Source organism: Pseudomonas sp. S1_E05, assembly GCF_056337105.1.
In genome coordinates this window covers 950,997-976,885 of the sequence record NZ_JBFRHM010000001.1, presented here as the reverse complement: position 1 = coordinate 976,885, position 25,889 = coordinate 950,997, and the positions used below count along the sequence as shown (strand labels likewise).

The window sequence follows — 25,889 nt, the reverse complement described above, 5'->3', positions numbered from 1 at the left end:
TTACTGATCGGCAGTCTGCATGCCGGCGCGGGTCGGCCTGCCCAGGGTACGGGAGAAAACCGCCCCGCCTCCGAGATCATGTTGCGGTGAATGTCCTCGCGGTCAACGCCATCGGCATCGGTGCACAGCGCCGGCATGGCTTTGATTTGCTCTTCGTTGCACGGCGCCATGAACACGAAGTGCCCTGCCCCGGCCAGCAACTTGAAGTCCGGCGCAGTCGGCAGCTTACGCGCCAGCGCCGCAGCATTTTTGTCGAACGCCACCAGTTTGTCGCCGTCACCGCTGTACAGCAGCACAGGCACATGCACGTCGGCCAGGGTGTGACGGCCGAACTTGAGGCTGAGCGGCGCCATCAACAACAAAGCGTGAACCCGGGGATCGGCAACCGGTTGCAGGTCATCCCGATCAACGATCAACTCGCCCTGGGTATTGCAGGCATCGTGATCGTCCGGGCGCTCCTGGCAGTAGCGGCGCAGGCGATCCAGGTCCGGAGTGGCCCCGGACAGGATCAACGCCGTCTCGCCGCCTGCCGAGTAACCGATCACACCGACCTGTTCGGCGTTGACGAACGGCGCGAGCATGCGATCACCCAGGGTGGCGGTAATGGCTTCGGAAATCTGGATCGGGCGACCATAGAGGTTGCTCATGGTGCCGAGCCGACTGTGGTCCTTGGAGTTGTCGCCGGGATGAATCACCGCCACTACCACAAAGCCCTTGCGGGCCAGCGATGTCGCCAGGTCATGCAGGGCCAGCGGCGTGCCGGTGTTGCCGTGGGAGAGCATCAGCATGGGAAAACGGCCGATGGCCACGCGAGTGTCTTCGCCCGCCTCCACCGTGTAGCCCTCAAGCTTGCTGACGTGCTCGCGATCACTGGACGGATAAAATGCGATGGCCCGCATCGGCTGCAAGTCCAGCGGGTCGAGAAAGCTCATCTCGTGAAAGCCGACGCTCCAGTGAGGGTGCGGCGCAGGCGCGGCGTGCACTGAGTTCAGGCTGCTGAGCAGGCAAATCAGTAACATTGCACAAAGACGCACCATGGGATGCCCCACCTTTTCTGAATTTGGCCACACGCGTTCGGGTATTGCATAACCCGGGCCAGCGCGAGGTATCCAGAAACAAAAAACTCCGTACCTGATACTTGCGCAATCAGAATACAGAGTTTCTTGAGGTGTTGCCCGAGCAGAATGACAGCTTTACGCAAGCCTTACGCAGCGGCGAACAATTGCTCGCTGATCTGTGCGTGAGCGTCGCTCATGGCCTTGGTGCGCACTTCGTCACCGTAGGCCAGGCCATGGGCACGAACGAATTCGATGTCGGTGATGCCAAGGAAACCGAACATGACCTTCAAGTACTCTTCATGGGCCACACCGGTGGCTTGGCCGAGGTGCAAACCGCCGGAGGTCGAGACGATCACGACTTTTTTGTTACCGCACAGGCCTTCAGGGCCGGCTTCGGTGTAGCGAAAGGTCTGGCCGGCAACGGCGATGCGGTCGATCCAGGCTTTCAACTGAGTCGGGATGGTGAAGTTGTACATCGGCGCGGCGACCACCACCGCGTCGGCAGCGAGGAATTCGGCCAGGGTCTGCGCGCTCAGGTCGGCTTCGTGCTGTTGCGCGGCGTCACGCAGTTCGGCCGGGGTGCCGGCGGCAACCAGGGTATTGGCCGAGAAGTGGCTGATGGCGTCGCTGGCCAGGTCGCGGTAAGTCACCACGGCGCTCGGCTCGGCGGTTTGCCAGGCCTTGACCACTTCACCGCTCAGCTGACGGGAAGCCGAGTTGTCACCCAGGATGCTCGAATCGATATGCAGCAGTTTCATGTGGAATCTCCAATTGAGGACCGCTACAGGGCGATCTGATGGAGAGAATCCTACAAGCGAAACCAATGGATGATTAGCTGGCAACAATGCGATAGTTTGTCCTACTGATAGAACAATCGAGTGATAGACATGCAAGACCTCAACGACCTCTTCTATTTTGCCAAGGTGGTTGAAGCGGGGGGATTCGCCGCGGCGGGCCGACTGCTGGGCATTCCAAAATCGCGGCTCTCGCGCAGGATTGCCGAATTGGAAGAGCGCCTGGGCGCGCGTCTGCTGCAACGCACAACCCGCCAACTCAAGCTAACGGCCGTGGGCGAACGCTACCTGCGTCACTGCCAGGCGATGTTGCTGGAAGCCGAAATGGCCGATGAAGCCGTGGCGAGTATGTCCAGCGTACCGCGCGGTCGGCTGCGGGTGTCCAGCCCCGTGGGCCTGGCCCATGAAATGCTGCCGTCGGTGATCAGCCAATTCCTCCACAAGTACCCGCAGGTGCAACTGGAAGTGATGCTGGTCAACCGCCGTGTGGATCTGGTGACCGAAGGGGTCGACGTTGCCCTGCGGGTTCGCGAGCCGGGCGATGAAGATCCGTTGCTCGTGACCCGCCGCCTGCGTCAGGCGCAGATGCTGATGGTGGCCAGCGCGGATTTTCTCCAGGGTCGCCAGATCGATCATCCTGAAGACCTGAAGGGATTGCCTGTGCTCGGTGCGCTTGAGGCCGACCGCCTCGTGCACATCCGCATGCTCGATCAACAGGGTAAAAGTTACGAAATCGCACTGGAGGCGCGCCTGGGCATCGACGATTTCATTGTGCGCAAGGCCTGCACGCTCGCTGGCCAGGGCTTCACGATGCTACCGATGATGTACTGCGAGACAGAACTGCAAAGTGGCGCACTGGTGCAGCTCTTGCCCGACTGGTCGCTGCCCGGCGGTTGGCTGCAAGCCGTGTACCCGCACCGACGTGGGGTGATGCCCGCCGTGCGGGCCTGGCTCGACCATTTGATCGAATCCTTCGATGCCTGTGGAGACCGCTTGATATGAAGCCTGGACGTATGAACGAAGAAGACGCCGCACGATTCTGCCTCGCCCTGCCGGGCGCACGGGAGGACTACAAGTGGGGCGGCGTGCGGGTGTTCTCCGTTGCCGGCAACAAGATGTTCGCCCTGCAAAACCTGCGCGGCGAATCCCTGGCCTTCAAAGTCGACAAGGACCTGTTTCTCGGCCATTGCGACCGCCCCGGCATTCATCCCGCGCCTTATCTGGCACGAGCGCAATGGATCATCATGCAGACGCCCTACCCGCTCGGCGCCGGGGAGTTGCAAGCGCTGCTGCAACGCTCCCATCAGCTGGTGGTGAGCAAGCTGCCCAAGCGCACTCAGGTCGGGTTGTTGATTTAGTACCGCCGAAGGTCAATAAACCCCTGCTTGTGCAGTTTAGCCAGTGCAATGAAAATCAACGTGCAATAGTTGTCGGCATTGTTCATGTCACTGGCTTTTAGATTAGCCATTGAATACACATCGAAGTCCTTGGCTTCTTGGTCAGCGGTAAAGTGATAGGCAAGGTCATCAGCCTCCACCCACAGGTGAGACAGTTCATGCAGCACGATATACAAATAAAATTCGTGGGAAAAACCTGAAACTTTAGGTGTATAGGCTGAGTTGGCAATCATGCAGGCTTCATTAATAAGCATGCATAAATCGACACCCATGAACCACAGGAAAGCCAGACCGTATAGATCATCCGAGTTCTTGCCCTCACCATCAGTCAGCGGCACGAACACTCGATTGCAAGTATTAAAGTCCGTATAAATGACCTCGGACACGAGCTCCGGATTTTTGATCAACGAATACATGAGTTCAAGCCTTTCGCGCAGGTAGTCGCGGCTCTCGAACAAGGTGTCAATGGCGGTGATCAACTCTGAATCGGGTAAAGGGCTTACGGTATCGACAGGCTCCAATGCCTGCAGGATCGATTCGATACCGGCAACGACCGCGACATTGACGAATTCGTTGATCATCGAAACCACGTAATCCTCGAGGACAAGACCGGGGGTAATCGCAGATTGGACTTGTTCGAAGTGCTGGACAAACTGCCGCATACGATCTTCAACGACGACCAGATTATCAAGGATGGTTTCGTCGGCGATAAGACTTGGATTCGTACCATCGAGCAGTTTTGATCGCCGCCTGACATACGCGACTTTTTCGGCGGGAGAACTGCCGAGAAATCGGGCCAACTTATACATGGCACATTCGGTAGTCACGGTTTCAAGTCTCATCGCCAACCTCCAGACATTTAAGGTTGGCGAAAACTAGCACGGCGAAAACCGGTGTCATAACACGCAGTTGTAACCCTATTTGCCAGCAATAACCGTTAACAACATGTTTGCAAGCGAGGCTCGAACACTGACTATGCTTGAGCCCGATCAACGCATGAACGGGCCGACCCAATGCGTCTGCAAGAACAACTGATCGATCCAGAACACCTGGTGAAGCAGCACAATCACCCAAAACAGAATTTGAAACGAAACCTTGCGCGTTTTGTGTCGCAATACCTGCTGGGCGAGCAAGGCGCCAGGCCAGCCGCCGGCAAGTTCCACCGCATGCAGTATGTTTTCAGGGGTACGCCTGCCCTCAGTGCGGGCCTTGTGCTTGTCGCGCCAGTAAAGGAAAAACGCAAGCACGCTGACGAGCCCATAGGCCGCCAGCGGTATGAACGAAACGCCTTGCACCCAGAACGAGACAGAGCCAATGAGCGGCAGCGCGCACACCACCGCGAGCACCAGCAGTTTCAGCCGCAGATTTTGCACCGGGCCACCCGACGGGCGTTCGGGCGGACGGCGTGCGCGGCTGCCATTCATTACTTGGCCGCCGTCCAGTCGACCCAGCCAAACTGCCAGGTGGCCAGGATCAACAGGCCAAACGCGATGCGGTACCAGGCAAACACGGCGTAACTGTGGCTGGCAATGAACTTGAGCAGGCCACGCACGGCGATCATCGCGAAGATGAACGCGGTGACGAAGCCCAGGGCGAACACCGGCAGGTCCGCCGGTTCGAACAGATGTCGGTACTTGAACCCCGAATACACCGCCGCCGCCACCATGGTGGGCATGGCCAGGAAAAAGGAGAACTCGGTGGCGGTCTTGCGCGACAGGCCGAACAGCAACCCACCGATGATGGTGGCGCCGGATCGCGAGGTTCCTGGAATCATCGCCAGACACTGGGCGAAGCCGACCTTCAGGGCGTCTTTCCAGGTGATTTCGTCGACCGTTTCAGCGTGCACGGCGTGGTCGCGCTTCTCCGCCCACAACATGATGACCCCGCCCACTACCAATGCCGCCGCGACGGTGATCGGGTTGAACAGGTAATGGTGGATCAGGTCGGAAAAGATCACCCCCAGCACCACGGCCGGCATGAAAGCGACCAGCAGGTTCAGCGTAAAGCGCTGGGCGCCGGGTTGCGTCGGCAGTCCCGTTACCACATCCAGAATCTTGCGGCGAAATTCCCACACCACCGCCAGGATCGCACCCAACTGAATGATGATGTTGAAGGCAATAGCCCGCTCGCCTCCGAAGTTCAAGAGGTCGGCCACGATGATCTGGTGTCCGGTACTGGAAATCGGCAAAAACTCCGTCAGCCCTTCCACAACCCCAAGTATCAATGCCTGCAAGGCGGTCCAAAGATCCATCAATCCCCCAAGAAGCGATGCACGACGGCATGCCCCGATCGTATTTATTGCAAAACGTTGATTATGATCAGCGCGACGCAAGGTCGGCGCGCACAGAATCACGACGGAGTCGTAAAAAATCCGTGAAAAATCAACTTCAATTCAGGTTTTTGCGTTCAGGGCCGAAATCCTATCAGACAAGCCCCAATAACGCTGCCACGTTATTGGACTTGGGTCGGATATGCCCGTTCGACGAAGTGTGATGGGATTCTGCCGAATAAAAAAACAATAACACCGGAGTGACAGTGCTATGAACAGCTTGCGCAGTATGTCGATCAGCCGTCGTTTGTGGCTCATCTTGGTCGTAGCCGTCATGATGCTCTTGACGTTGGGTGTGTTGATGCTCAAGCAGATCCACGACGATCTCTATCACGCCAAGGCACAGAAAACCCAACACGTGGTGCAGACGGCCAGCGGCATTCTGACCTATTACCACGGCCTGGAGACCGCCGGCACCCTGACCCGCGAAGCGGCACAGAAGCAGGCATTGAGCGCCGTGCGCGGCCTGCGTTATGACGAGAATGAATACTTCTGGATCAACGACCTGACGCCGGTGATGATCATGCACCCGGTCAACCAGAAGCTCGACGGCCAGAACCTCTCGGCCATTCGTGATCCGGACGGGTTCGCAGTGTTCAATGAAATGGTAGCCCTGGCCAAGGCCAAGGGCGGTGGTGCGATCGACTATCGCTGGCCAAAACCCGGCGCCAGCGATGCCGTGGAAAAAACCTCCTACGTCAAACTGTTTGAACCCTGGGGTTGGGTGATCGGCTCGGGCGTGTACATCGATGACCTGCAGGCAGAGTTCAAGACCCAGGTGTGGAAAGCCTCCGGTATCGGCCTGGTGATCGCCTTGATCATGGCATTGCTGGTGATCCTGATCGCCCGCAGCATTGTGCGTCCCTTGCAGGAAACCGTGAACGCCATGGCCAATATCGCCAGCGGCGAAAGCGATCTGACCCGTAGCCTCGATACCCATGGCCACGATGAAGTCACGCAACTGGCCCACCATTTCAACGCATTCACCGCCAAACTGCGTGGCGTGATCAGCCAGTTGCAGGTCTCGGCTGGCGCGCTCGGCCAATCGTCCAACGAGCTAGGCAACGATGCCGCCCAGGCGCAGCAGCGCAGCCAGCAACAATCCCAGCAGATGGAGCTGGTGGCCACAGCCATCAACGAAGTGACGTACGGCGTGCAGGATGTCGCCAAGAACGCCGAGCATGCGGCGAGCGAAATGCGCGATGCCGAGTCCCAGGCGCAGCAGGGTCAGGTGAACATCGACAGCAGCCTGGAACAGATCGACAAACTGTCCTCCACCATCGACCAGGCCGTGGAGGTCATCCGTACGCTGGCCACCGAAAGCACCCAGATCGGCAGCGTGCTGGAAGTGATCCGTTCGATTGCCGAACAAACCAACCTGCTGGCACTCAACGCCGCCATCGAGGCCGCGCGAGCCGGTGAGCAGGGACGCGGGTTCGCCGTAGTGGCCGATGAAGTGCGCCTGCTGGCGCAGCGCACGCAAAAATCCACCGCCGAGATCCAGTCGATGATCGAGCGCCTGCAAAGCCATTCCGAGGCGGCGGTCAAAGTCATTGGCGACAGCAGCCGCGCGTCCCAGTTGACCATCGAACAGGCAGGCCTGGCGGGCGCCAGCCTCAACGCCATCGGCCAGGCTTTGCGCAACCTCAACGGCTTGAATACCTCCATTGCCAGCGCCACCCTGCAACAGGCGCACGTGGTCGAGGACATCAACCAGAACGTCACCCAGGCTGCAGGCTTGTCCCACAGCACGGCGCTGGCGGCGGAACAGTCGAGCGTGGCCAGTGTTCGCCTCAAGGACTTGAGCGAACAGTTGAACACCCTGCTCAGACAGTTCCGCGTCTAAACAGTCCCGTCGCAGCGGCCCGCTCCGCGCCGCTGCGACGAGACTGCGCGCTGGCCGGTTCTACTCGGGGGCGCCTGCCGGTACAATCCGCCCCCTCCTCTTTCTCCCCAAGGTTGTTCCATGTCCGGGCTTGAACTGTTCGCCGCCGCCCTCGGCGTGATCGCCGTGTGGCTGACGGTCAGGCAGAACCCGTGGTGCTGGCCCATCGGCCTGGTCATGGTGCTGCTCTACAGCTGGGTCTTCTTCGAGGTGAAGCTGTACTCGGACATGCTGCTTCAAGTGATCTACGCCGGGTTGCAGCTGTATGGCTGGTGGCAATGGACACGGGCGGGCCAGGACCATCGAGGCCGTGATGTCACCCGCCTGGGCACACAAGCCCTGGCCGGGGGCCTGGCGCTCGGCGCTATCGGCAGCCTGCTGTTGGGCGCAGCCATGGCACATTGGACAGACGCCGCCCAGCCATGGCTTGACGCCGCCCTCACCGCCTTCAGCCTGGTGGCACAGGTCTGGATGGCGCAAAAGCGCCTGCAATGCTGGCCCCTGTGGATCGTGCTGGATTGTGTTTTCGTGGGCCTGTTCATCTACAAGGGCATGGTCCTGACTGCTGCGCTATATGGCCTCTTTACCCTCCTGGCCGTTCAAGGCTGGCGCACCTGGCGTAGCGATCCGGTGCTGAATCCATGAAGGTATTAGTGCTCACTGGCCCGGAATCGAGCGGAAAGAGTTGGCTTTCGGGTGAGATTCACGCCAACTTTGGCGGCATATTGGTCGAAGAGTACGTTCGAACCTTTATGGAAAGAAATGCCCGGGAAACCTGCTACGATGACATTGCATCAATAGCACATGGCCAGCTTGCCTGGGAGGACGAAGCACGGGGCCAACGGCCGCCCCTGCTGATTCTCGATACGCACTTGTTGAGCAACATTCTGTGGAGTCGCACCTTGTTTGGCGACTGCCCGGAATGGATCGAGCAAGCCTTGCTGGCGCGGCACTATGACCTGCACTTGCTGCTGAGCCCGGAAAACGTGGAGTGGCATGACGACGGGTTACGGTGCCAGCCGCAATTGACAGAGCGCCAGGCATTTTTCCGGTCGTGCCACCAATGGCTGGACCGGCACCGGCAGCCCTTCCAGGTGTTGCAGGGTGATTGGAGCCAGCGGAAAAACGCTGCATTCGACGCTGTCAGGGACTTGCTCAAGACCTGACCGGCCAAGCCCATCCCAAGAAAAATGTCCATTCCTGAAACACTCGGCAGCGCCACAACCCTTGGAATAGAGAGGTTTCGGCGCTTAAGCCCGAATTTGTTGCATCACTGATACAACCTGCCTCCAACCGCTCTAGTCCGCAATACCGCGCGTATTGACGGGACCTGGACGCGTCTTTGTCTCATCGATGTAACAAATTTTTCCAGCCCTCTCGAACAACTAAATACAACCCTCTGTTTTATAAAGAAAAACAAAATACGGCACAGCTTCTGCTCTCCTCCTCGCATCGCTATTCGGGCCAGCGTTCCAACTACAGAAGGAATTGCCACCGTGGAGAAAGTTGCCGGGACTATTTTCAGCGTTCTGCTCGCTGGATGCGCACTGACATCGCTGGTCAGCCTGCCTGTCCAGGCAGACAACGGCATCATCATTATCAAACGTGACGTGCAGCCTCGCATGGCGACCCGAGCGCCCGTGGCACCCGACCCCAATCCCACGACGGCCAACGCCAACCCTTCCCAGTATGTCCTGCACCAGACCAACGAATTAAGTGACGGTGATTTTGCCGGCGTCGCCAGCGGCGCAGGCATCAGCCAAATGATGAACAACATCGGCAACAACAATCTCGGCGGCAACATCAGCACGCAGAACCAACTGGCCAACCAGGCCGGCGGTCGTGGCACCGGCGCGGGCAACGGCATCGCCAACATGGTCAATTCCAGCGTCCAGCAAGGCATGGGCGCGCTGAAAATCATCACGGGAGACCGTTGAGATGAATCGCACGCTGCTGATGATCGCCATGCTCTGCAGTACATCGACTTTCGCCGGGTCACCAGTGGTGGACACCGCCACTATCGACAACTCGGGTGCCAGTTATTCGGGCAACGTCGGGGTCAACCAGGCCGCCGGCGACCAGCAGCAACAAGCCAATGCCCGGGCTTTCGCCATTGGTCATGATGCCAATGCCACCACGCAGATCCGTCAACGGATCAACACGGTCTACAGCCCCGCAGTCGACGCCAGGGCCAGCATCCAGGGCAACTCTTTCAGCAACGGCAACGGTGCACTGGGCGTGAACCAGAGCGCAGGTGCCGGTACTCAACAAGCCAATGCACTGCGCATCAGCATCGGTGCGCAACCACAAAGTCTCGACGACAGCGTCCTCATGCAACAGAACGTGGCGCTGATCAACAACTCCGGTCCAACTGTCCCTGCATCAGGCTATCGCCAGGTCACCACCAGTGATCAGGCTTTCACCGGTAGCCGTGGGGTGATTCAGTTGAACCAGAGCGCAGGGGTGGGAAACCGAATGGCCAACACCTTCAGCGTACGGATCGCGGACTGATCCGAACAGGTAAAAACAACACTTAACCTAAATAAGTACGGAGAATCACCATGAAACCTTCGATGGCACTCAAGCCTCTGGTTTTCGCAATTGCTGCGCTCATGGCTGTTGCTGTACAAGCTGAACAGGGCGATCGTCGTGGCCACGGTAATGGCCACAACCATACTCCTCCTCCTACGAAAATCCTTGTCTCTGCCACGGCGACGGCGAATGACCGGCAAAGCAGTACCAACAACCGCATCCTCAACGAAGGCACCCAAAACAATGCCGAGATGAGCAGTTCGGCAAGTGGTGCCAGCGGTAACGTGGGTGTCAACGTGGCGGCCGGTAACGGCAACCAACAAGACAACGCGGCTGCCATCGCCAACGCTTCCTCGGACTCGAGCCTGGACAACAGCTTCGTATTCGGCAATGCAACGGCTACTGCCCGAGTCAACCAGTACAGCAACAACAACCGCGTCGACAACTACTCCACCACCAACTCCGGGGTGATGAGCGGTTCGGGTAACGGCGGCAGCGGCAACATGGGCATCAACATTGCCGGTGGCGACCTCAACCAACAGAAAAACACTATGGCCATCGCCAACTCCAATTCGCCATTGGGTAGTGCATCGGCCACTGCTTCTGCCGAACAGAGCGGACCTGGCCTGGTTGTGAATAACAAAGCCAATGCCGACCTCGCCGTGGCAACGGTTTCGTTGACCACCACCCTCAGCGGCTCCAAGTCCTTCAACAAAGATGTCAGCGGCAGCGTTGAGAAAAACGCGTCGAGCAACTGGGCAGCCAGTGGCTCCAACGCCTTTGACGCCAGCGGCTCGAAAACCCATGACTCCAGCGGCTCCCAAAGCGCTGATTCCGCCTCCACCAGCGCAGCGTCCATCACTGCCAACCTGACTGCAGGGATTGAAGGATCGCGCTCCGTGACCTGGAACAACGGCAACGGTGATCGCACTCGCAGCGCCAGCGGTAACGCGAACGTGTCGGCTAACCTCGATGCATCCGTCAACACCGAAACCAGTAACACCAGCAACTCTTCGTACGATAACTCGCACGAAACCTCGTTCACCAAGTCGTTCACCTCTTCGTACGACAAATCGGGCGAGACTTCGTCCTCTTCGTCGAAAGATTTTGCGAAGAGCTACAGCGAAAGCAGCGCGTTTGAGCTGAGCAACACCGTGTCCTATCAAGTACTCACTCAAGTGGGCTGGCTTAACCCTGTCACCAACACCGCAACCCTGAGCGGTTCGGTGAATGGCGGCAGCGGCAACCTGGGCGTGAACGTGGCGGCTGGCGTGGGCAACCAACAAAGCAACTCGTTGGCCATCTCCAACCAATCGTTCTAACTGCTGTGACTGGAGGCCCCCGTACGGGGGCCTTTCTCAACGCAACCAGAAGGCGCGACACCATGCGCATTATCGCCTTGGCTGTTTTGCTGTGCGTGACGGGTGTGATCGAGGCGGCTCAAATGCCGCTTTCTGTATTACCGGGCGGTGCGGTGGTCTACAAGCCGATCCAGAGTATCCGCGAGCGCAAGTTTGTTGACCTGGTGCAACAAAAAACCGACTTCAGTTGTGGCGCAGCCGCACTGGCCACCATTTTGCGCCAGGCTTATTGGCTGGACGTGAGTGAAGATCAGATCATCGAAGGCATGCTGGCCCACGCCGACCAGAACCTGGTGCGCACCCAGGGCTTTTCCATGCTCGACATGAAGAAATACGTGGAAAGCCTCGGCATGCGAGCCCGCGGTTATCGCGTGGCACCGGAGACGCTCAACGACATCAAGATACCCGTCGTGGTGTTGATGGATGTTCGTGGCTACAAGCACTTCGTGGTGTTGCAAAGAGTCAACCGGGGCTGGGTCTACGTCGGAGACCCGGTACTGGGCCACAAACGTTACAAAGTGGATGACTTTGTCAAAGGCTGGAACGGCATCATTTTCGCCGTCATCGGCCAGGGTTATGACAAAGACAACGCACTGCTTGACCCGCCTGTGCCTTTGACCGCCAAGAATCGCATCAATGAATTCGCACCGGTCAAGGACGCAGAGCTCATGGATTTCGGCTTCATTCGAAGTGACTTCTTCTAAGAATAAAGGGGCACGACGCTCCGGGAGCATTCAATGAAAACTCCAACCTGGCTAGCTGTGGTTTGCATGGCCGCTAGCCTGCCGATCCACGCAGAAATATTCAAACCCATCGAACTGAAGGATTCAGAATTGGCGAGCCTTCGCGGCCGCTACGTCATGCCGGGACGGATCGTCAGTTTCGGCATTGTCATGACCAGCGTCTGGCAAAACGCCAACGGCTCGACCATCGGTGCCACCACAACGATGCAAGTGCAACAAAACACCATCAAGCCTCAGTTCTACGTGTCGATGATCAACGACACCGGGACTGGCAACTCAAGTGCGCAAGGCACCGGCAGCGTGACAGGCGGTGGTGGACTGAACAGCACCAACGGCGTCACCCAGGTGGTGCGCGCCGCCGGCGACAACAACACCGCCTACAACGATGTGGGCATCAATGTCACACGGGGTAACCAGGCGACGACGACACAACCACAGGGCGAGGTATTGGCTTCTGGCTCGACACTGTATGGCAGCAACGAAGCGGGAGCGATGAGCGTCTCAGCGACCGGTAATGGAGTGCAACTCAACATCGCAGCCAACCACAACCAGGGCAGCACCATGCAGCGCCTGGCCCAGGGTGGGCTGATGCAGAACACGACGTTGCTGGGTGCTGGCAACCAGGTCCGCAACATCACGTCGCTCAACGTCGTGCTACGGGATAACGTGCCATCAGGCGCGGCGCTGACCGGCAATCTGGACCAGCTCAAAGGCCTTCGCACTATCGGTTTTTGATCTACGCTCAGTCTCATCAGATGCAGTCAGAAGGGACGGCTAAACCCATGCACCGATCTTCAACGTTAAAAGTTGTCGTTTGTCTGAGCAGCCTGGCTCCGGCCACCCTGTTATATGCCGCCCCGGACCCCCAGGTGGAAATCCTAAAACAAGAACTCATGGAGCTGAAGCAACGTTACGAAGCACAACAGAACGCGCTGATGGTCCTTGAGCAGCGCGTTCGCCAAGTCGAAGAAACGCCGGCAGCACCCGCGCCCAAACGCCTGACCAAATCCCCCGCCGACCCGGTCAAGGGCCAGACAGTGGCCAGCGGCGCACCGGGCGCTACCGGCAGTTCGTATGGCCAGTCGCTGCAAGATGATTCGCAACCGGCGCAAAGCGTTTCCAACCTGTACGACGAAGCCAGCGGCTTCTTCGGTGGCGGCAAGTTCAGCATCGAGACCGGCCTGACTTACACCCACTACGATACCCGTGCGTTGACGCTCAACGGCTTCCTGGCACTGGACTCGATTTTCCTGGGCAACATCAACCTGGACCGGATCAAGGCCGACAACTGGACCCTGGACCTGACCGCCCGCTACAACGTGGCACAGCGTTGGCAGTTCGACATCAACGTACCCGTGGTCTATCGCGAATCGACGTACTCCTCAGGCGGCGCAGGTGGCGCCGGCCCGGTCACGTCAGACGCCACCGTCACCCGCGACCCGGCCATTGGCGATGTGAACGTGGGCGTGGCCTACAAGTTTCTCGATGAAACGGCCGACCTGCCTGACGCGGTCTTCACCCTGCGTGTCAAGGCGCCCACCGGCAAGGACCCTTACGGCATCAAACTGGTGGAAGACCCGAACAACGACAACCTCGCGGTGCCCGAATCCCTGCCTACCGGCAACGGTGTCTGGGCGATTACCCCGGGTATCTCGCTGGTCAAGACCTACGACCCTGCCGTGCTGTTTGGCACCCTGGCCTACACCTACAACGTGCAGGATTCGTTCAGCGACATCAGCCCGCAGGTGGGCTCCAAGGTCAAGGGCGACGTGAAGCTGGGTGACTCCTGGCAAGTCGGCGCCGGTATCGCCTTCGCCCTGAACGAGAAGATGAGCATGTCGTTCTCCTTCACCGACCAGTTTGCCCGCAAGAGCAAGATCAAACCGGATGGCGGGGACTGGCAGTCCATCACCAACAGCGACTACAACTCGGCCAACTTCAACATTGGCATGACGTTGGCCGCGACCGACAACCTCACAATCGTGCCGCAACTGGCCATCGGCTTGACCGAAGATGCGCCGGACTTCTCCTTCAGCCTGAAATTCCCCTATTACTTTTAGGGGCAGCTACAAGCTGCAAGCCGCAAGCCGCAAGCCGCAAGCCGCAAGCTTGTAGCTTGTAGCTTGTAGCTTGTAGCTTGTAGCTTGTAGCTTGTAGCTCGCAGCCGCCTCATCGAATCTGATGTTTGTGCAACAACCGGTAGAAAGTCGGCCGGGAAATGCCCAGCACCTTGGCGGCAATGCTCAGGTTATCGCTGTGGCGGTTGAGGACATCGCACAAGGCCTGGCGCTCTGCCCGCAGCTTGTAGTCTTCCAGCGTGCTCATGGGCGCGGCGACGCCTGGATGACTGATCAGGCCCAGGTCCCGTGCCTCGATCTGCCGGCCTTCGGCCAACACCAGCCCGCGGCGCACCCGGTTGGCCAGTTCGCGAACATTGCCCGGCCAGTCATGATGTCCCATGGCAATCAACGCATCTTCACTGAAACTACGGGGCCGGCGACCGGTTTCATGGCTGTAGAAGTGTGAAAAGTGATTGGCCAGCATCGCGAGGTCACCATTGCGCTCGCGCAGTGGCGCGGTCACCACCTGCAATACGTTGAGGCGGTAGTACAGATCCTCGCGAAAACGTTGCTTGCCGATCGCAACCTCCAGATCGACGTGGGTCGCTGCCAGGACCCGCACATCCACTGGAATAGGTTGACTGCCCCCTACCCGCTCGATTTGTTTTTCCTGAAGAAAACGCAACAGGCTGGCTTGCAGCTCTGGCGGCAAGTCGCCAATTTCGTCAAGGAACAGCGTACCGCCATTGGCCGCCTCGATCCGCCCGATCTTGCGTTGATGGGCGCCGGTAAACGCGCCCTTCTCGTGACCAAACAGTTCGGACTGGATCAAGTGCTCGGGTATGGCGCCGCAATTGATCGCAATAAAGGGTTTGTTGTGGCGCTGGGATTGACGGTGCAGCGTGCGGGCCACCAGCTCTTTGCCGGTTCCGCTTTCGCCGCGAATCAGGACGGGCGATTCGGTGGGCGCCAGCTTGCTCAGCAGCTTGCGCAGCTCGCGAATGGACTTGCTGTCACCGAGCAGCTCGTGTTCGGGCTGCTCGACGTGAACCGCGCCCTGGCCACGCAGGCGCGCCATGCCAAACGCCCGCCCCAGTGTGACCTGAACCCTGGAGACATCGAACGGCAACGTGTGGAAGTCGAAAAACCATTCACAAACAAAATCCCCGACATTCTGTAGCCGCAACATGTCCTGTTTAAGTACGGCGATCCACTCGGCGCCACTGCGGCTGATCAGTTCCTTGACGGCCTCGGGACTTTCCAGGTGAAACGGCTGCAAACGCAGCAGGCCGACGTCGCAGGTTCGATCGGCGGCATTCTCCAGGCTGCAACTGTCGACGTCCCAACCGATGGAGCGCAAACCTGGCAACAGACGATGACAATCGTCGCACGGGTCCACCACTAATAGACGTCTCGACGCGGGCGCTTCACTCATGACTATTCCTTGGCGCCAAATCAGAGGAATTTTATTAAAAACAGCCATTTGGCAAGCCCGACTGTAACGTTAGCAAGAATTTGACGGGGGCCTGGACCGTCTGTCTAAAGGTTTTCAAACTGCGTTTATAAGCGGCGTAGTCCGTTAGTTCATCTGCGAGCCAAACCTTTCGTTGAGCTTTCAAAAACTGTCGTGCTATTGAGCCAGGACAAAAAAAACGTAATTTCTTTTAATAAAATGTGACCCACATGCTGCCAGCAGGCATCAGTACAAGTAACCAGCCGGACGGTACGCCCAACCGACGGCACATCACTTGATTGGGCATATAGAGAGAAGACCCCATGACAGCCCCGCTCCGTATCAACGAAGCTCTTTTGATTGCCGACCGCGCGTTCAAGCCATTCCAATGCGTGGCCTGGGCTCCACAAGACGGCAACGGTGAACTCAGCCTGACCGTCATCGACCGTACCAACAATCGCATCGGCCGCACGCAGATCCCAAGTAGCGCCTACACCGACCCCGCGCAACTTGAGCATGTTCTGGAAGAAGCCCGCAAAGAGCTGAGCCAGGAAGGTTATGCACTTCAATCGTGGTCGATGCCGCACTAAGTGAGCTGCGGATTACTTTCAAGTAATCCGCCCCCTCCCCCCATCGTTAGTTTGTTGGCCTTTCGCGCCAACAACACTTTCGATCGTGTTTCATCCGAACTTTCACATGCCCGTTTGTTTACCTGGCTTATGAGTGGTTCGAAAAGTCATTGTTCTGGCACACAGCGACCCTCCGCCTGTTAGTTCTGTCAGTTGTGCATCGGGCCATTCAGGCGTTGAATGTTTCCCCAGTCGCCAACCCCCGTCCTGGATCCCGACGACTCGCAAGGAGATGCGTGCATGTCAATCCAGACCGCCTTTGCCTTACCCCCGCCGCAGACCAAAGCGGGCGAGCTTGATAAGCGCTTCGCCGGCACCGGCGTCACTCAGGTCTACTTCGCCGACAGCCTCAGCAGCATGACCAACGGCATTGCCATCGATTCAATGGGACGTCTGCTGATCGCGGCCAAGGTCGGCACAACAAGGGGCAGCCGCTTTGGTTTGGCCCGACTGCTGGAAGACGGCTCGGCAGACCTGGAATTCGGTGAACAGGGCAGCATCATCAGCCAGTTCGAACCGGGCTTCGAAGCCATGGCCGGCAGCGTTCAGGTGCTCGCCGATGGCCACATTCTGTTGGCTGGCCTGCACTATGAAGACGCCAACCACACGCTTCCGGCCCTGGCGCTGTTCGACCCGAGCGGCAAACCGGTGCAATCCTTTGCCAACAATGGCCGCTGTGTCGTCCGCCTGCCGGGTAATCTTGCCCGGGGCGCACGCGACAACTGGTTGCCACCGGGCGTGCCCGGCGCCGAAGCCTGTGATGCGCAGGTCCAGGCAGACGGCAAGATCCTGTTACTGGCCAATCATCATTTTGAACAGGCCGATCATGTCGGCCTGTTGATTCGCCTCAATGCCGATGGCTCAGCGGACGAGACCTTCAATGGGCGCGGCTTCGTCCTGGTCAGGCACCTGCTGATGAACACCTGGCTCGGCACGCTGATGGTGCAACGCGACGGCCGGATTCTGGTGGGCGGTTCGATCAATTTCCCCGAAGAAGGCTTGCTCGCGCGTTATCACAGCGACGGCACCCTTGATGACCACTTTGCCGTGGATGGTTTCATGAGCTTCATGGCCCAGGGGCGCCGCGTCCAGGTCAGCCAGATCGTCCAGCACGAAAACGGCGACTTGCGCTGCTTTGGCACCAGCCGCGACCCGATGCATTGCCTGGCCCTGAAGCTTCACCCCAATGGCCGACCGGACGTGCACGATAACGACGGTCAACCACGGTTGCTGGCGGTGGGTCGCAACGGCTGTCAGTGGACCGCCGCAAAAGCCCTGGCGGACGGCAGCGTATTAACCGCCGGCGCCACCAACGGAGGGATCGAAGGCGATTTCATGTTGGCGCGGCACCTGCCTGACGGGCAACTCGATGAGCGCTTCGGCAATGGCCTCGGCTGGGTCCGTACCCGCCTGAGCAGAGGCCCGGACACCGCGACTTCGCTGGCCGTGCAGGCCGATGGCAACATTGTCGTGGGGGGCTATTCGCTCGACGGCAACTACCGGGCGATGGTCGCGCGATATCAAGGATAACGACTCCGAACTTTCCTACGCTTGATCTTGCCTTCGGCTTGCGGCAACTTGCGCGCTTCTAAATAAAAGGAGCCGCCAATGTCCGGATCAATGGCCCAGGCGTTCGCGCACAATTTCCTCGGCAACTCGCCTCGCTGGTACAAAGTCACCATCATCGGCTTTCTGCTGCTCAATGCCGTGGTGCTGTGGACCGTCGGCCCGGTGGCGGCCGGTTGGCTATTGGTGCTGGAATTCATCTTCACCCTGGCCATGGCGCTCAAGTGCTACCCGCTGATGCCTGGCGGTCTCTTGCTGGTCGAGGCGCTGCTGCTGAAGATGACTACGCCCCAGGCGCTCTACCTGGAATTGCAGCACAACTTCCCGGTGATCCTGCTGCTGATGTTCATGGTGGCGGGCATTTACTTCATGAAAGACCTGCTGCTGTTCCTGTTTTCGCGCCTGCTGCTCGGGGTCCGTTCCAAGCCGATGCTGGCGCTGATGTTCTGTTTTCTGTCGGCCTTTCTTTCGGCCTTTCTCGATGCCCTCACCGTGACGGCCGTGATCATCAGCGCCGCAGTGGGCTTCTACTCGGTGTATCACCGGGTGGCCTCGGGCAAAGATCCGCGCCAGGACACCGAGTTCAGCGACGACCAACATTTGCCCAAGCTCAGCCTCGATGATCTCGAACAGTTCCGCGCCTTCCTGCGCAGCCTGCTGATGCACGGTGCTGTCGGGACGGCACTGGGCGGTGTGTGCACCCTGGTCGGCGAGCCGCAGAACCTGTTGATCGGCCACGAGATGGGCTGGAATTTCACCGAGTTCTTTCTGAAAATCGCCCCGGTTTCCCTGCCCGTGCTGACGGCGGGCCTGGTGACCTGCGTATTGCTGGAGAAACTGCGCCTGTTCGGCTACGGCACGTTGCTGCCAGACAACGTGCGCACCGTGCTGGCCCACTACGCAGACGAAGACGATGCCGGCCGCACGGCACGCCAGCGCGCGGCGCTGATCGTGCAAGGCGTGGCCGCGCTGATCCTGATCGCCAGCCTGGCCTTTCACATTGCCGAGGTCGGCCTGATCGGCCTGATGGTGATCGTGTTGATCACTGCATTCACTGGCATCACGGACGAACATCGCCTGGGCAGCGCTTTCAAGGACGCCATGCCGTTCACTTCGCTGCTGGTGGTGTTCTTTGCCGTGGTGGCGGTGATTCACGATCAGCAGTTGTTCACGCCGCTGATCCAGTGGGTGCTGGCACTGCCGGCCGATCAGCAACCAGGCATGCTGTTCATTGCCAACGGCTTGCTGTCAGCCATCAGCGATAACGTGTTCGTGGCGACCATCTACATCACCGAAGTGAAACAGGCGTTCGTGTCCGGCCATATCAGCCGCGAGCATTTCGACACCCTGGCGATTGCCATCAACACCGGCACCAACCTGCCAAGCGTGGCCACACCCAACGGCCAGGCGGCGTTCCTGTTCCTGCTGACCTCGGCGATCGCCCCGCTGATTCGCCTGTCGTATGGGCGCATGGTGTGGATGGCGTTGCCGTATACGGTGGTGATGGGGGTATTGGGGTGGTATGCGGTGAGTTATTGGTTGTAGACATCCATCAAACATTGGATGCAAACCCTGTGGGAGCGAGTGTCGGTACCTATCCTGGAAGGATATACCGCTCGATCGCCTGCGCTGCGCCGTCTTCGGTGTTGGCCCCGGTCACCACATCCGCCTGGCGCTTGACCGCCTCCTCTGCCTGCCCCATGGCAATCGACAGCCCGGCACGATGGAACATCGCCGGGTCATTGCCGCCGTCGCCCATGGCGGCGGTCTGTGCCAGCGGCACGCCGAGAAATTCGGCCAGGGTCGCCAGCGCGTCGCCCTTGTTGGCCTTCATCGCGGTCACATCCAGGTAGACCGGCTGCGAGCGCGACACTTGCGCCTGGCCCTCGACCTTGGGCAGTAATTGCGCCTCCAGTTCGATCAGCCGCTGCGTGTTGTGGCTGGCGGCGACAATTTTATCGATGTGTTGCAGGTACGGCTCGAAACTGTCCACGACCACAGGCGCATACCCCAGGCCATGCTGCTCCTCGGCACCATCGGGCCATTCGGGTCTTTCAGCAACCAGTCACCGCCGCTGAACACCCAGACCTCGATGTCCGGCAGGTCGGCAAACTGAGTCAGCGCGGTCAGCGCCGCCGTGGCCGGCAGGTAATGCGCGACCAGCAGGCTGCCGTCGGGATGAACGATGGTGCCACCATTGAACGCCGCGGTCGGCAAGTCGACGCCCAGGGCTTCGATCTGCTGCAACATGGCTTTGGGTGGACGCCCGGTGGCCAGGCTGAACAACACGCCGGCCTCGCGCAATGAGCGAACGGCTTCAATGGTGCGCTGGCTCAGGCTGTGATCGGGCAGCAACAGCGTGCCGTCCATGTCACTGAGCAGAAAGCGGATGGGTTGCAACGCCGCGTCACTCATCCCAGGCCGTGCCAGACGCGGCCATCGCGGGTCAGCAGGTCCTCGGCGGCGCTCGGCCCGTCTTCACCTGCGGCATAGCCTTGCACGCTCGCGTCCTCTTGCCAGGCGTCGAGGAACGGCTGCACCGCACGCCAACCGTTTTCGATGTTGTCGGCACGCTGGAACAGGGTTTGATCGCCCGTCAGGCAATCGTAGATCAGGGTTTCGTAGCCGGTGGACGGCTGCATTTCGAAGAAATCCTTGTAGGCAAACCCCAGTTCGATGTTGGCCATCTTCAACGCCGGCCCCGGACGCTTCGCCAACAGGTCGAACCACATGCCCTCGTTGGGCTGGATCTGAATCCGCAGGTAGGTGGGTTGCAGCTCATCGACCTCGGTATCGCGGAACTGCGCGTAAGGCGCCGGCTTGAAGCAGATGACAATCTCGGTATCGCGCACGCTCATGCGCTTGCCGGTGCGCAGGTAGAACGGCACGCCCACCCAACGCCAGTTGTCGATCATGACCTTGAGCGCCACGTAGGTTTCGGTGGTGCTGTCGGGAGCTACGTTGTTTTCCTGACGATAGCCGGGCAACGACTTGCCGTCGACTTCGCCTGCGGTGTACTGGCCGCGTACCGAATTGGCCCGCGCCTCCTCCGTGGACCAGGGCCGAATGGCCCCCACCACCTTGGCTTTCTCACCGCGCACCGCATCGGCGCCAAAGGCAGCCGGTGGCTCCATCGCCACCATCGCCAGCAACTGGAACAGGTGATTGGGCACCATGTCCCGCAGAGCGCCGGTGTGCTCGTAAAAACTGCCACGGGTTTCCACACCGACGGTTTCGGCGGCGGTGATCTGCACGTGGTCGATGTAATGATTGTTCCAGAACGCTTCGAACAGACTGTTGGAGAACCGGCTGATCAGGATGTTCTGCACGGTTTCCTTGCCCAGGTAATGATCGATCCGGTAGATCTGGTTTTCCGTCATCACCTTGAGCAGGCAGGCGTTCAGCCCTTGCGCAGTGGGCAGATCGGAACCGAACGGTTTCTCGATCACCACCCGCCTGAAGGCCTCCGGGGTTTCCACCAGCAAACCGGCGGCCCCCAGGCGGCGCACCACTTCGCTGAAGAAACGCGGCGCGGTGGCCAGGTAGAAGACGGCGTTACCGGTGCCGCTGGCGGCGATTTTCGCCGCCAGCGCCTGATACGTGCTGTCGTCCAGGAAATCGCCCTGCACGTAGCTGATACCCTTGGCCAGCTTGGCCCACAGTAGTGGATCAAGGGCCTGATCACCATTACCGACCTTGCTCGCCACTTCGGCCCGGATGAAATCTTCGAGCTTCTGCGCAAAGGCTTCATCGGTAACGGCGTTGTGGTCAACGCCAACGATCCGCAATCCTTCCCCCAGCAAACCGTCACGACTCAGGTTGTACAGCGCCGGCATCAGCAAGCGCTTGACCAGGTCACCGTGGGCACCGAACAGGAACAACGTGGTCGGCGGTGCAGGTTCTGCCTTGGATTTATTGCGGATCAGTCGGGTCATTTTTTCGAAGTCTCCACGTGGCCACCGAAGCCAAAGCGCTGGGCCGAGAGGATCTTGTCACCGAAGGTGCCTTGCCCGCGCGAACGGTAGCGAGCGAACAGCGAGTTGGACAGCACCGGCACCGGCACGGCTTGTTCCATGGCGGCTTCGATGGTCCATTGACCTTCGCCGCTATCGGCCACGGACCCCGAGAAACCGTCGAGTTTCGGATCGGCCGCGAGGGCATCGGCGGTCAGGTCGAGCAGCCACGAGGACACAACGCTGCCACGACGCCAGACTTCGGCGATGTCGGCCACGTTCAGGTCGAAGCGCTGGTCCTCTGGCAGGTGGGTGCTGGACTTGGTCTTGAGGATGTCAAAACCCTCGGCGAAGGCCTGCATCATGCCGTACTCGATGCCGTTGTGGATCATCTTGACGAAGTGCCCGGCACCCGCAGGGCCAGCGTGGATGTAGCCGCGCTCCGCACGGTCGTCATCGGATTGGCGGTCCTTGGTACGAGGGATGTCGCCCATGCCGGGCGCCAGGGCGGCGAACAACGGGTCCAGGCGTCGCACGGTCTCGGCGTCGCCACCGATCATCATGCAATAGCCTCGCTCGAGGCCCCAGACGCCGCCGGAGGTGCCAACGTCGATGTAGTGCAGGCCTTTCTCCGCCAGGGTCTTGCCCCGACGGATGTCGTCCTTATAGAAGGTGTTGCCGCCATCGATGATGGTATCGCCCGGCTCAAGCAAGGTGCTCAAGGTGTCGATGGTGTCTTCGGTCGGTGCGCCGGCTGGCAGCATCACCCAGACAGCGCGAGGTTTGGAAAGTCCCGCCACCAGCGCCGGCAGGTCGGCCGCGCCTTGCGCGCCCTCGGCCACAAGCGTTTCGATGAAGGCAGTATTGCGGTCAAATACAACGGTGGAGTGCCCGTTGAGCATCAGGCGCCGTGCAATATTGCCGCCCATGCGGCCCAGTCCAATAATCCCGAGTTGCATGTGCTGATGCTCCCTACTACAAATAAAAGTGTGTCAATGGTTATAGCCCAACGCGACTAATGGGGGTTAGTCCAGAGCGTCGGCATGAAGTTTCCGGGCATTGTGCCCGATCTCGATGGATAACGTCGGGAAACGTTCCGGAGACACAGCGACAGTGAAAAATAAAAAAGTTCCATTCCCAGGCAAAAGAAATCAAAATCGGCGCCGATAGTAGAACTGCACCCGATGGCGGGGCAGATCTACAGTTGAGACAGCCATTTGCGAGGTGAGCAATGGGCACAGTACAAACAGCACGGCCAGCACAAACCCTTTACGTCACGATCCGCCGCGATGAATTGCGCCAGTTGAAAGACGAACGCGACCAGTTAAAGCAGGAAGTCGAACAATTGCGCCTGCTGACGCAAGGTCTCCAGGCTCACTCGAAGCCGGTTACCCTGCGCGCCCCTCACGCCTGACCCTCCCCGCCTCGGAAACAGCCCCTGAGCTGTTTCCGAAATGCCATTACGATTCGCTCACGAAACTTTCACAACCGCTTGTTGATACTTCGGCTCTTTACTGGCCGCGGCATCCGCGCGGCTACCGTTCGTCGGAGATTTTCAGTCCCGACGGTGGCATGTGATTCTGCCTGGAGCGCACGATGGTTTTTTTCAAACGCAGCGAGTCGACTGCGACAGGGTTCGATTGGGCCGGATTTCTCTGGCTGTTCGTGTTCTTCTGGTATTTCTCCGGCATTACCCAACTGCTGATTCAACTGACCGGCACCTCCGGCTTCACGGGTTTTCGCCAAGCCTTCGTGATGAGCGCCGTCTGGCTGGCGCCCATGCTGCTGTTCCCGAAACAGACCCGCGTCATGGCGGCCGTGATTGGTCTGGTGCTGTGGGCCTGCTCCATGGCGAGCCTCGGGTATTTCTTCATTTACCAGCAGGAATTCTCCCAAAGCGTCATCTTCATCATGTTCGAGTCGAACGTGTCTGAAGCGGGCGAGTACATGACCCAGTATTTTGCCTGGTGGATGGTGCCAGCGTTTCTTGCCCATACGCTGTTTGCCTACTTCCTGTGGACCCGCTTGCGCCCGGTGTACCTGCCACGTGGCCGTGCACTGATCGCAGCCACCGCCATCGTCGTGGCCGTCGTCGGCTATCCGCTCGTCAAGCAGACTCTGCGCGCCGGCAGCTTCGCCGAAGGTTTCGAGAAATTCGAGACTCGCATCGAACCCGCCGTGCCATGGCAGATGGCCGTGGCTTATCACCGCTATCTCGATACCCTGGCAGGCATGCAGGACATGTTGAGCAGCGCCAACAAGGTCGCACCACTGCGCAACTTCAAGGACGCGATGGCCAATCAGCCGGCGACGCTGGTGCTGGTGATCGGCGAATCCACCAACCGCCAGCGCATGAGCCTTTACGGCTACCCGCGCGAGACCACGCCGGAACTGGACAAACTCAAGGATCAACTGGCGGTATTCGATAACGTCATTACTCCCCGCCCCTACACCATCGAGGCATTGCAGCAGGTGTTGACCTTCGCCGACGAGGAAAACCCCGAGGCGTACCTGTCGACACCGTCGCTGGTCAACATGATGAAACAGGCGGGTTACAAAACCTTCTGGATCACCAACCAGCAGACCATGACCAAGCGCAACACCATGCTCACCACCTTCTCCGAACAGGCCGACGAGCAGGTGTACCTGAACAACAACCGCAACCAGAACGCCGCCCAGTACGATGGCGACGTGATCGAACCGTTCAACAAGGCCCTGGCTGACGCAGCACCACGCAAGTTGATCGTCGTGCATCTGCTGGGTACGCACATGAGTTATCAGTATCGCTACCCGTCGAGCTTCGACAAGTTCCAGGACCGCAACGGCGTACCGTCGGGCGTGCGTGATGACCAACTGCCAACCTACAACAGCTACGACAACGCGGTGCTGTACAACGACTTCGTGGTCTCGAGCTTGATCAAGGACTATGCCAAGACCGACCCGAATGGCTTTCTGCTGTACCTCTCCGACCACGGCGAAGACGTGTTTGACTCGGCAGGTCACAACACCCTGGGCCGTAACGAAAACAAACCGACAGCGCCGATGTACACCATCCCGTTCATGGCCTGGGCCTCGCCGAAATGGCGTGAAACCCATGACTGGAACTTCACGGGTGACCTGGACCGCCCCTACAGCAGTTCGCACCTGATCCATACCTGGGCCGACCTGGCGGGCTTGAGCTTCGATGAGCTGGACCGCAGCAAGAGCCTGGTCAGTGCCCAGTTCAAGGCGCGCCCGCTGTTGATCGGCGATCCCTATGCGCGTGAGCAGAAGGCCCTGATCGACTTCAGCCTGATCAAGCCCAAGAAGCCGGGACCGGCGGATGTGGTGGCCAAGTAATCCTGTCAGGGGCCGATTCCGGCCCCTTTTTCATGGGCGCCGGTCATCGGTGTGCCAAGCCGCGAATCAAACCCAGCCAACCCACGAAGTCAAAGTGCCGGATGATCAGACGGCGCAGGTGACCGAGCGGTATAAACAGTGATCCTGTAGGAGCGAGCTTGTCTCCTACAGATACAGGTTCAGATCGGATTTAATTCAGTGGCTTGGTCCAAAACAGCATCCGGCCGTGCGCCGGGTCGAACATGCCCGCAGAGAAACCGAACTTGGCGTAGGACGACTGGGCAACCGCATTGCCTTCCAACACTTCCAGAGTGATCTTGCAGCAGCCACGCTGGCGGGCGATGTCCTCGACCTTTTGCAGCATTTTCTGGCTCAGACCCAAGCCGCGGAATTGCTTCATCACCACGACGTCATGCACGTTGACCAACGAGCGACAGGCAAACGTCGAAAACCCCTCGAAGCAATTGACCAGCCCTGCCGGCTCGCCACCGACAAAGGCCAGTACAGTGAATGCATACGGCCGTTTGGCCAGTTCCTCCGGCAGGTGCTCCAGCACTTCGGTGGGCAGCGAGTGCCCGCCACCCATCGGGTCTTCGGCGTAATGATTCAACACCACGCGCAACGCCTCGGCATGCACAGGGTTGGTGTAACTGGCTTGCAGCACAAGAATTTCAGCGGATTCCATTTCCACCCTCAAAGACACGTTTAACAGCGAGCGCTGACCCTATCGCGGGCGCACAGAGTGACGCAATGGAAATAATGACTTCAATTGTGGGAGCGAGCCTGCTCG

General features: G+C 59.2%; 24 protein-coding genes and 2 pseudogenes. 16 read left to right on the top strand and 10 right to left on the bottom strand.

Annotated elements, in window-relative coordinates; all coding sequences use genetic code 11:
- Both AB4N33_RS04595 and AB4N33_RS04590 read right to left on the bottom strand, forming a co-directional pair.
- A pseudogene (locus AB4N33_RS04595) lies at nt 1–1,037 on the bottom strand (alpha/beta hydrolase family protein).
- A gap of 167 nt (nt 1,038–1,204) precedes the next feature.
- Entirely contained in the window at nt 1,205–1,816 is a 612-nt protein-coding gene (locus AB4N33_RS04590; RefSeq protein WP_460123583.1) for an FMN-dependent NADH-azoreductase, read from the bottom strand.
- A 129-nt stretch (nt 1,817–1,945) separates the two neighbouring features.
- On the opposite strand from AB4N33_RS04590, the gene AB4N33_RS04585 reads away from it, so the two are divergent.
- Nucleotides 1,946–2,854 carry a LysR substrate-binding domain-containing protein gene (locus tag AB4N33_RS04585; protein ID WP_460123580.1) on the top strand — a complete coding sequence of 303 codons (909 nt, stop codon included), beginning with the start codon at nt 1,946–1,948 and terminating at the stop codon, nt 2,852–2,854.
- A complete protein-coding gene (locus AB4N33_RS04580) occupies nt 2,851–3,210 on the top strand; it encodes an MmcQ/YjbR family DNA-binding protein (protein ID WP_460123577.1) in 360 nt (119 codons plus the stop codon). The genes AB4N33_RS04585 and AB4N33_RS04580 overlap by 4 nt, the downstream gene beginning before the upstream one ends.
- Here AB4N33_RS04580 and AB4N33_RS04575 read toward each other — a convergent pair.
- From AB4N33_RS04575 to AB4N33_RS04565, 3 genes are all read right to left on the bottom strand, one after another.
- Complete coding sequence (locus AB4N33_RS04575) at nt 3,207–4,091, bottom strand: hypothetical protein (protein WP_476456558.1); 885 nt, start codon at nt 4,089–4,091, stop codon at nt 3,207–3,209. The genes AB4N33_RS04580 and AB4N33_RS04575 overlap by 4 nt on opposite strands.
- A gap of 147 nt (nt 4,092–4,238) precedes the next feature.
- Complete coding sequence (locus tag AB4N33_RS04570) at nt 4,239–4,673, bottom strand: DUF1294 domain-containing protein (RefSeq protein WP_460141471.1); 435 nt, start codon at nt 4,671–4,673, stop codon at nt 4,239–4,241.
- Nucleotides 4,673–5,500 carry an undecaprenyl-diphosphate phosphatase gene (locus tag AB4N33_RS04565; RefSeq protein ID WP_460123568.1) on the bottom strand — a complete coding sequence of 276 codons (828 nt, stop codon included), beginning with the start codon at nt 5,498–5,500 and terminating at the stop codon, nt 4,673–4,675. Before AB4N33_RS04565 ends, AB4N33_RS04570 begins: the two co-directional genes overlap by 1 nt.
- Nucleotides 5,501–5,789: 289 nt before the next feature.
- Between AB4N33_RS04565 and AB4N33_RS04560 the strand changes: the two genes are divergently transcribed.
- From AB4N33_RS04560 to AB4N33_RS04520, 9 genes are all read left to right on the top strand, one after another.
- Nucleotides 5,790–7,424 (top strand): methyl-accepting chemotaxis protein, encoded by a 1,635-nt coding sequence (locus tag AB4N33_RS04560; RefSeq protein WP_460141470.1) that lies wholly within the window; start codon nt 5,790–5,792, stop codon nt 7,422–7,424.
- 120 nt (nt 7,425–7,544) lie between these two features.
- Nucleotides 7,545–8,108 (top strand): nicotinamide riboside transporter PnuC, encoded by a 564-nt coding sequence (gene pnuC / locus AB4N33_RS04555; protein WP_460141469.1) that lies wholly within the window; start codon nt 7,545–7,547, stop codon nt 8,106–8,108.
- Complete coding sequence (locus AB4N33_RS04550; RefSeq protein ID WP_460141468.1) at nt 8,105–8,629, top strand: AAA family ATPase; 525 nt, start codon at nt 8,105–8,107, stop codon at nt 8,627–8,629. Before pnuC ends, AB4N33_RS04550 begins: the two co-directional genes overlap by 4 nt.
- Before the next feature lie 330 nt (nt 8,630–8,959).
- Complete coding sequence (locus AB4N33_RS04545) at nt 8,960–9,400, top strand: hypothetical protein (RefSeq protein WP_460123556.1); 441 nt, start codon at nt 8,960–8,962, stop codon at nt 9,398–9,400.
- Nucleotide 9,401: 1 nt separating this feature from the next.
- Entirely contained in the window at nt 9,402–9,974 is a 573-nt protein-coding gene (locus AB4N33_RS04540; RefSeq protein ID WP_460123553.1) for an adhesin, read from the top strand.
- A gap of 50 nt (nt 9,975–10,024) precedes the next feature.
- A complete protein-coding gene (locus AB4N33_RS04535; protein WP_460141467.1) occupies nt 10,025–11,317 on the top strand; it encodes a heme utilization protein in 1,293 nt (430 codons plus the stop codon).
- A gap of 62 nt (nt 11,318–11,379) precedes the next feature.
- Nucleotides 11,380–12,060, top strand: coding sequence for a C39 family peptidase (locus AB4N33_RS04530; protein WP_460123547.1), 681 nt, complete (start codon nt 11,380–11,382; stop codon nt 12,058–12,060).
- 33 nt (nt 12,061–12,093) lie between these two features.
- Nucleotides 12,094–12,834, top strand: coding sequence for a hypothetical protein (locus AB4N33_RS04525; RefSeq protein WP_460123544.1), 741 nt, complete (start codon nt 12,094–12,096; stop codon nt 12,832–12,834).
- A 47-nt stretch (nt 12,835–12,881) separates the two neighbouring features.
- The gene (locus AB4N33_RS04520; protein WP_460123541.1) at nt 12,882–14,159 is read left to right on the top strand and encodes a coiled-coil domain-containing protein; all 1,278 of its coding nucleotides are present in this window, start codon (nt 12,882–12,884) and stop codon (nt 14,157–14,159) included.
- Between the two features lie 109 nt (nt 14,160–14,268).
- Here the strand turns inward: AB4N33_RS04520 and AB4N33_RS04515 are convergent, their stop codons facing one another.
- Nucleotides 14,269–15,594 (bottom strand): sigma-54 dependent transcriptional regulator, encoded by a 1,326-nt coding sequence (locus tag AB4N33_RS04515; protein WP_460123538.1) that lies wholly within the window; start codon nt 15,592–15,594, stop codon nt 14,269–14,271.
- 341 nt (nt 15,595–15,935) lie between these two features.
- On the opposite strand from AB4N33_RS04515, the gene AB4N33_RS04510 reads away from it, so the two are divergent.
- The 3 genes from AB4N33_RS04510 (at nt 15,936) to nhaB (ending at nt 19,352) form a co-directional block, all read left to right on the top strand.
- Entirely contained in the window at nt 15,936–16,202 is a 267-nt protein-coding gene (locus tag AB4N33_RS04510) for a hypothetical protein (protein WP_460123535.1), read from the top strand.
- Between the two features lie 279 nt (nt 16,203–16,481).
- Nucleotides 16,482–17,771, top strand: coding sequence for a hypothetical protein (locus AB4N33_RS04505; protein ID WP_460123532.1), 1,290 nt, complete (start codon nt 16,482–16,484; stop codon nt 17,769–17,771).
- 78 nt (nt 17,772–17,849) lie between these two features.
- Nucleotides 17,850–19,352, top strand: coding sequence for a sodium/proton antiporter NhaB (gene nhaB, locus AB4N33_RS04500; RefSeq protein WP_476456557.1), 1,503 nt, complete (start codon nt 17,850–17,852; stop codon nt 19,350–19,352).
- A 49-nt stretch (nt 19,353–19,401) separates the two neighbouring features.
- Here nhaB and AB4N33_RS04495 read toward each other — a convergent pair.
- The 3 genes and pseudogenes from AB4N33_RS04495 to gnd form a co-directional block, all read right to left on the bottom strand.
- Nucleotides 19,402–20,222: pseudogene (locus tag AB4N33_RS04495) on the bottom strand (HAD family hydrolase).
- On the bottom strand, nt 20,219–21,742 hold the full coding sequence (zwf, locus tag AB4N33_RS04490) for a glucose-6-phosphate dehydrogenase (protein WP_476456556.1): 1,524 nt from the start codon (nt 21,740–21,742) through the stop codon (nt 20,219–20,221). The pseudogene AB4N33_RS04495 and the gene zwf overlap by 4 nt, the downstream one beginning before the upstream one ends.
- Nucleotides 21,739–22,719: a phosphogluconate dehydrogenase (NAD(+)-dependent, decarboxylating) gene (gnd, locus tag AB4N33_RS04485; RefSeq protein ID WP_460123520.1), complete on the bottom strand. Its 981-nt coding sequence runs from the start codon at nt 22,717–22,719 to the stop codon at nt 21,739–21,741. Before gnd ends, zwf begins: the two co-directional genes overlap by 4 nt.
- 272 nt (nt 22,720–22,991) lie before the next feature.
- Between gnd and AB4N33_RS04480 the strand changes: the two genes are divergently transcribed.
- Together AB4N33_RS04480 and AB4N33_RS04475 are read left to right on the top strand one after the other, a co-directional pair.
- On the top strand, nt 22,992–23,174 hold the full coding sequence (locus AB4N33_RS04480; protein ID WP_460123517.1) for a DUF6026 family protein: 183 nt from the start codon (nt 22,992–22,994) through the stop codon (nt 23,172–23,174).
- A gap of 182 nt (nt 23,175–23,356) precedes the next feature.
- Nucleotides 23,357–25,099: a phosphoethanolamine transferase CptA gene (locus AB4N33_RS04475; protein WP_476456555.1), complete on the top strand. Its 1,743-nt coding sequence runs from the start codon at nt 23,357–23,359 to the stop codon at nt 25,097–25,099.
- Between the two features lie 190 nt (nt 25,100–25,289).
- Here AB4N33_RS04475 and AB4N33_RS04470 read toward each other — a convergent pair whose 3' ends face one another.
- Nucleotides 25,290–25,784 carry a GNAT family N-acetyltransferase gene (locus tag AB4N33_RS04470; protein ID WP_460123511.1) on the bottom strand — a complete coding sequence of 165 codons (495 nt, stop codon included), beginning with the start codon at nt 25,782–25,784 and terminating at the stop codon, nt 25,290–25,292.
- Between the last annotated feature and the right edge of the window lie 105 nt (nt 25,785–25,889).

Coding starts and splice junctions, on each gene's coding strand:
- AB4N33_RS04590 (WP_460123583.1), bottom strand. CDS start 1,816: ATGAAACTGCTGCATATCGATTCGAGCATCCTGGGTGACAACTCGGCT.
- AB4N33_RS04585 (WP_460123580.1), top strand. CDS start 1,946: ATGCAAGACCTCAACGACCTCTTCTATTTTGCCAAGGTGGTTGAAGCG.
- AB4N33_RS04580 (WP_460123577.1), top strand. CDS start 2,851: ATGAAGCCTGGACGTATGAACGAAGAAGACGCCGCACGATTCTGCCTC.
- AB4N33_RS04575 (WP_476456558.1), bottom strand. CDS start 4,091: ATGAGACTTGAAACCGTGACTACCGAATGTGCCATGTATAAGTTGGCC.
- AB4N33_RS04570 (WP_460141471.1), bottom strand. CDS start 4,673: ATGAATGGCAGCCGCGCACGCCGTCCGCCCGAACGCCCGTCGGGTGGC.
- AB4N33_RS04565 (WP_460123568.1), bottom strand. CDS start 5,500: ATGGATCTTTGGACCGCCTTGCAGGCATTGATACTTGGGGTTGTGGAA.
- AB4N33_RS04560 (WP_460141470.1), top strand. CDS start 5,790: ATGAACAGCTTGCGCAGTATGTCGATCAGCCGTCGTTTGTGGCTCATC.
- pnuC (WP_460141469.1), top strand. CDS start 7,545: ATGTCCGGGCTTGAACTGTTCGCCGCCGCCCTCGGCGTGATCGCCGTG.
- AB4N33_RS04550 (WP_460141468.1), top strand. CDS start 8,105: ATGAAGGTATTAGTGCTCACTGGCCCGGAATCGAGCGGAAAGAGTTGG.
- AB4N33_RS04540 (WP_460123553.1), top strand. CDS start 9,402: ATGAATCGCACGCTGCTGATGATCGCCATGCTCTGCAGTACATCGACT.
- AB4N33_RS04535 (WP_460141467.1), top strand. CDS start 10,025: ATGAAACCTTCGATGGCACTCAAGCCTCTGGTTTTCGCAATTGCTGCG.
- AB4N33_RS04530 (WP_460123547.1), top strand. CDS start 11,380: ATGCGCATTATCGCCTTGGCTGTTTTGCTGTGCGTGACGGGTGTGATC.
- AB4N33_RS04525 (WP_460123544.1), top strand. CDS start 12,094: ATGAAAACTCCAACCTGGCTAGCTGTGGTTTGCATGGCCGCTAGCCTG.
- AB4N33_RS04520 (WP_460123541.1), top strand. CDS start 12,882: ATGCACCGATCTTCAACGTTAAAAGTTGTCGTTTGTCTGAGCAGCCTG.
- AB4N33_RS04515 (WP_460123538.1), bottom strand. CDS start 15,594: ATGAGTGAAGCGCCCGCGTCGAGACGTCTATTAGTGGTGGACCCGTGC.
- AB4N33_RS04510 (WP_460123535.1), top strand. CDS start 15,936: ATGACAGCCCCGCTCCGTATCAACGAAGCTCTTTTGATTGCCGACCGC.
- AB4N33_RS04505 (WP_460123532.1), top strand. CDS start 16,482: ATGTCAATCCAGACCGCCTTTGCCTTACCCCCGCCGCAGACCAAAGCG.
- nhaB (WP_476456557.1), top strand. CDS start 17,850: ATGTCCGGATCAATGGCCCAGGCGTTCGCGCACAATTTCCTCGGCAAC.
- zwf (WP_476456556.1), bottom strand. CDS start 21,742: ATGACCCGACTGATCCGCAATAAATCCAAGGCAGAACCTGCACCGCCG.
- gnd (WP_460123520.1), bottom strand. CDS start 22,719: ATGCAACTCGGGATTATTGGACTGGGCCGCATGGGCGGCAATATTGCA.
- AB4N33_RS04480 (WP_460123517.1), top strand. CDS start 22,992: ATGGGCACAGTACAAACAGCACGGCCAGCACAAACCCTTTACGTCACG.
- AB4N33_RS04475 (WP_476456555.1), top strand. CDS start 23,357: ATGGTTTTTTTCAAACGCAGCGAGTCGACTGCGACAGGGTTCGATTGG.
- AB4N33_RS04470 (WP_460123511.1), bottom strand. CDS start 25,784: ATGGAATCCGCTGAAATTCTTGTGCTGCAAGCCAGTTACACCAACCCT.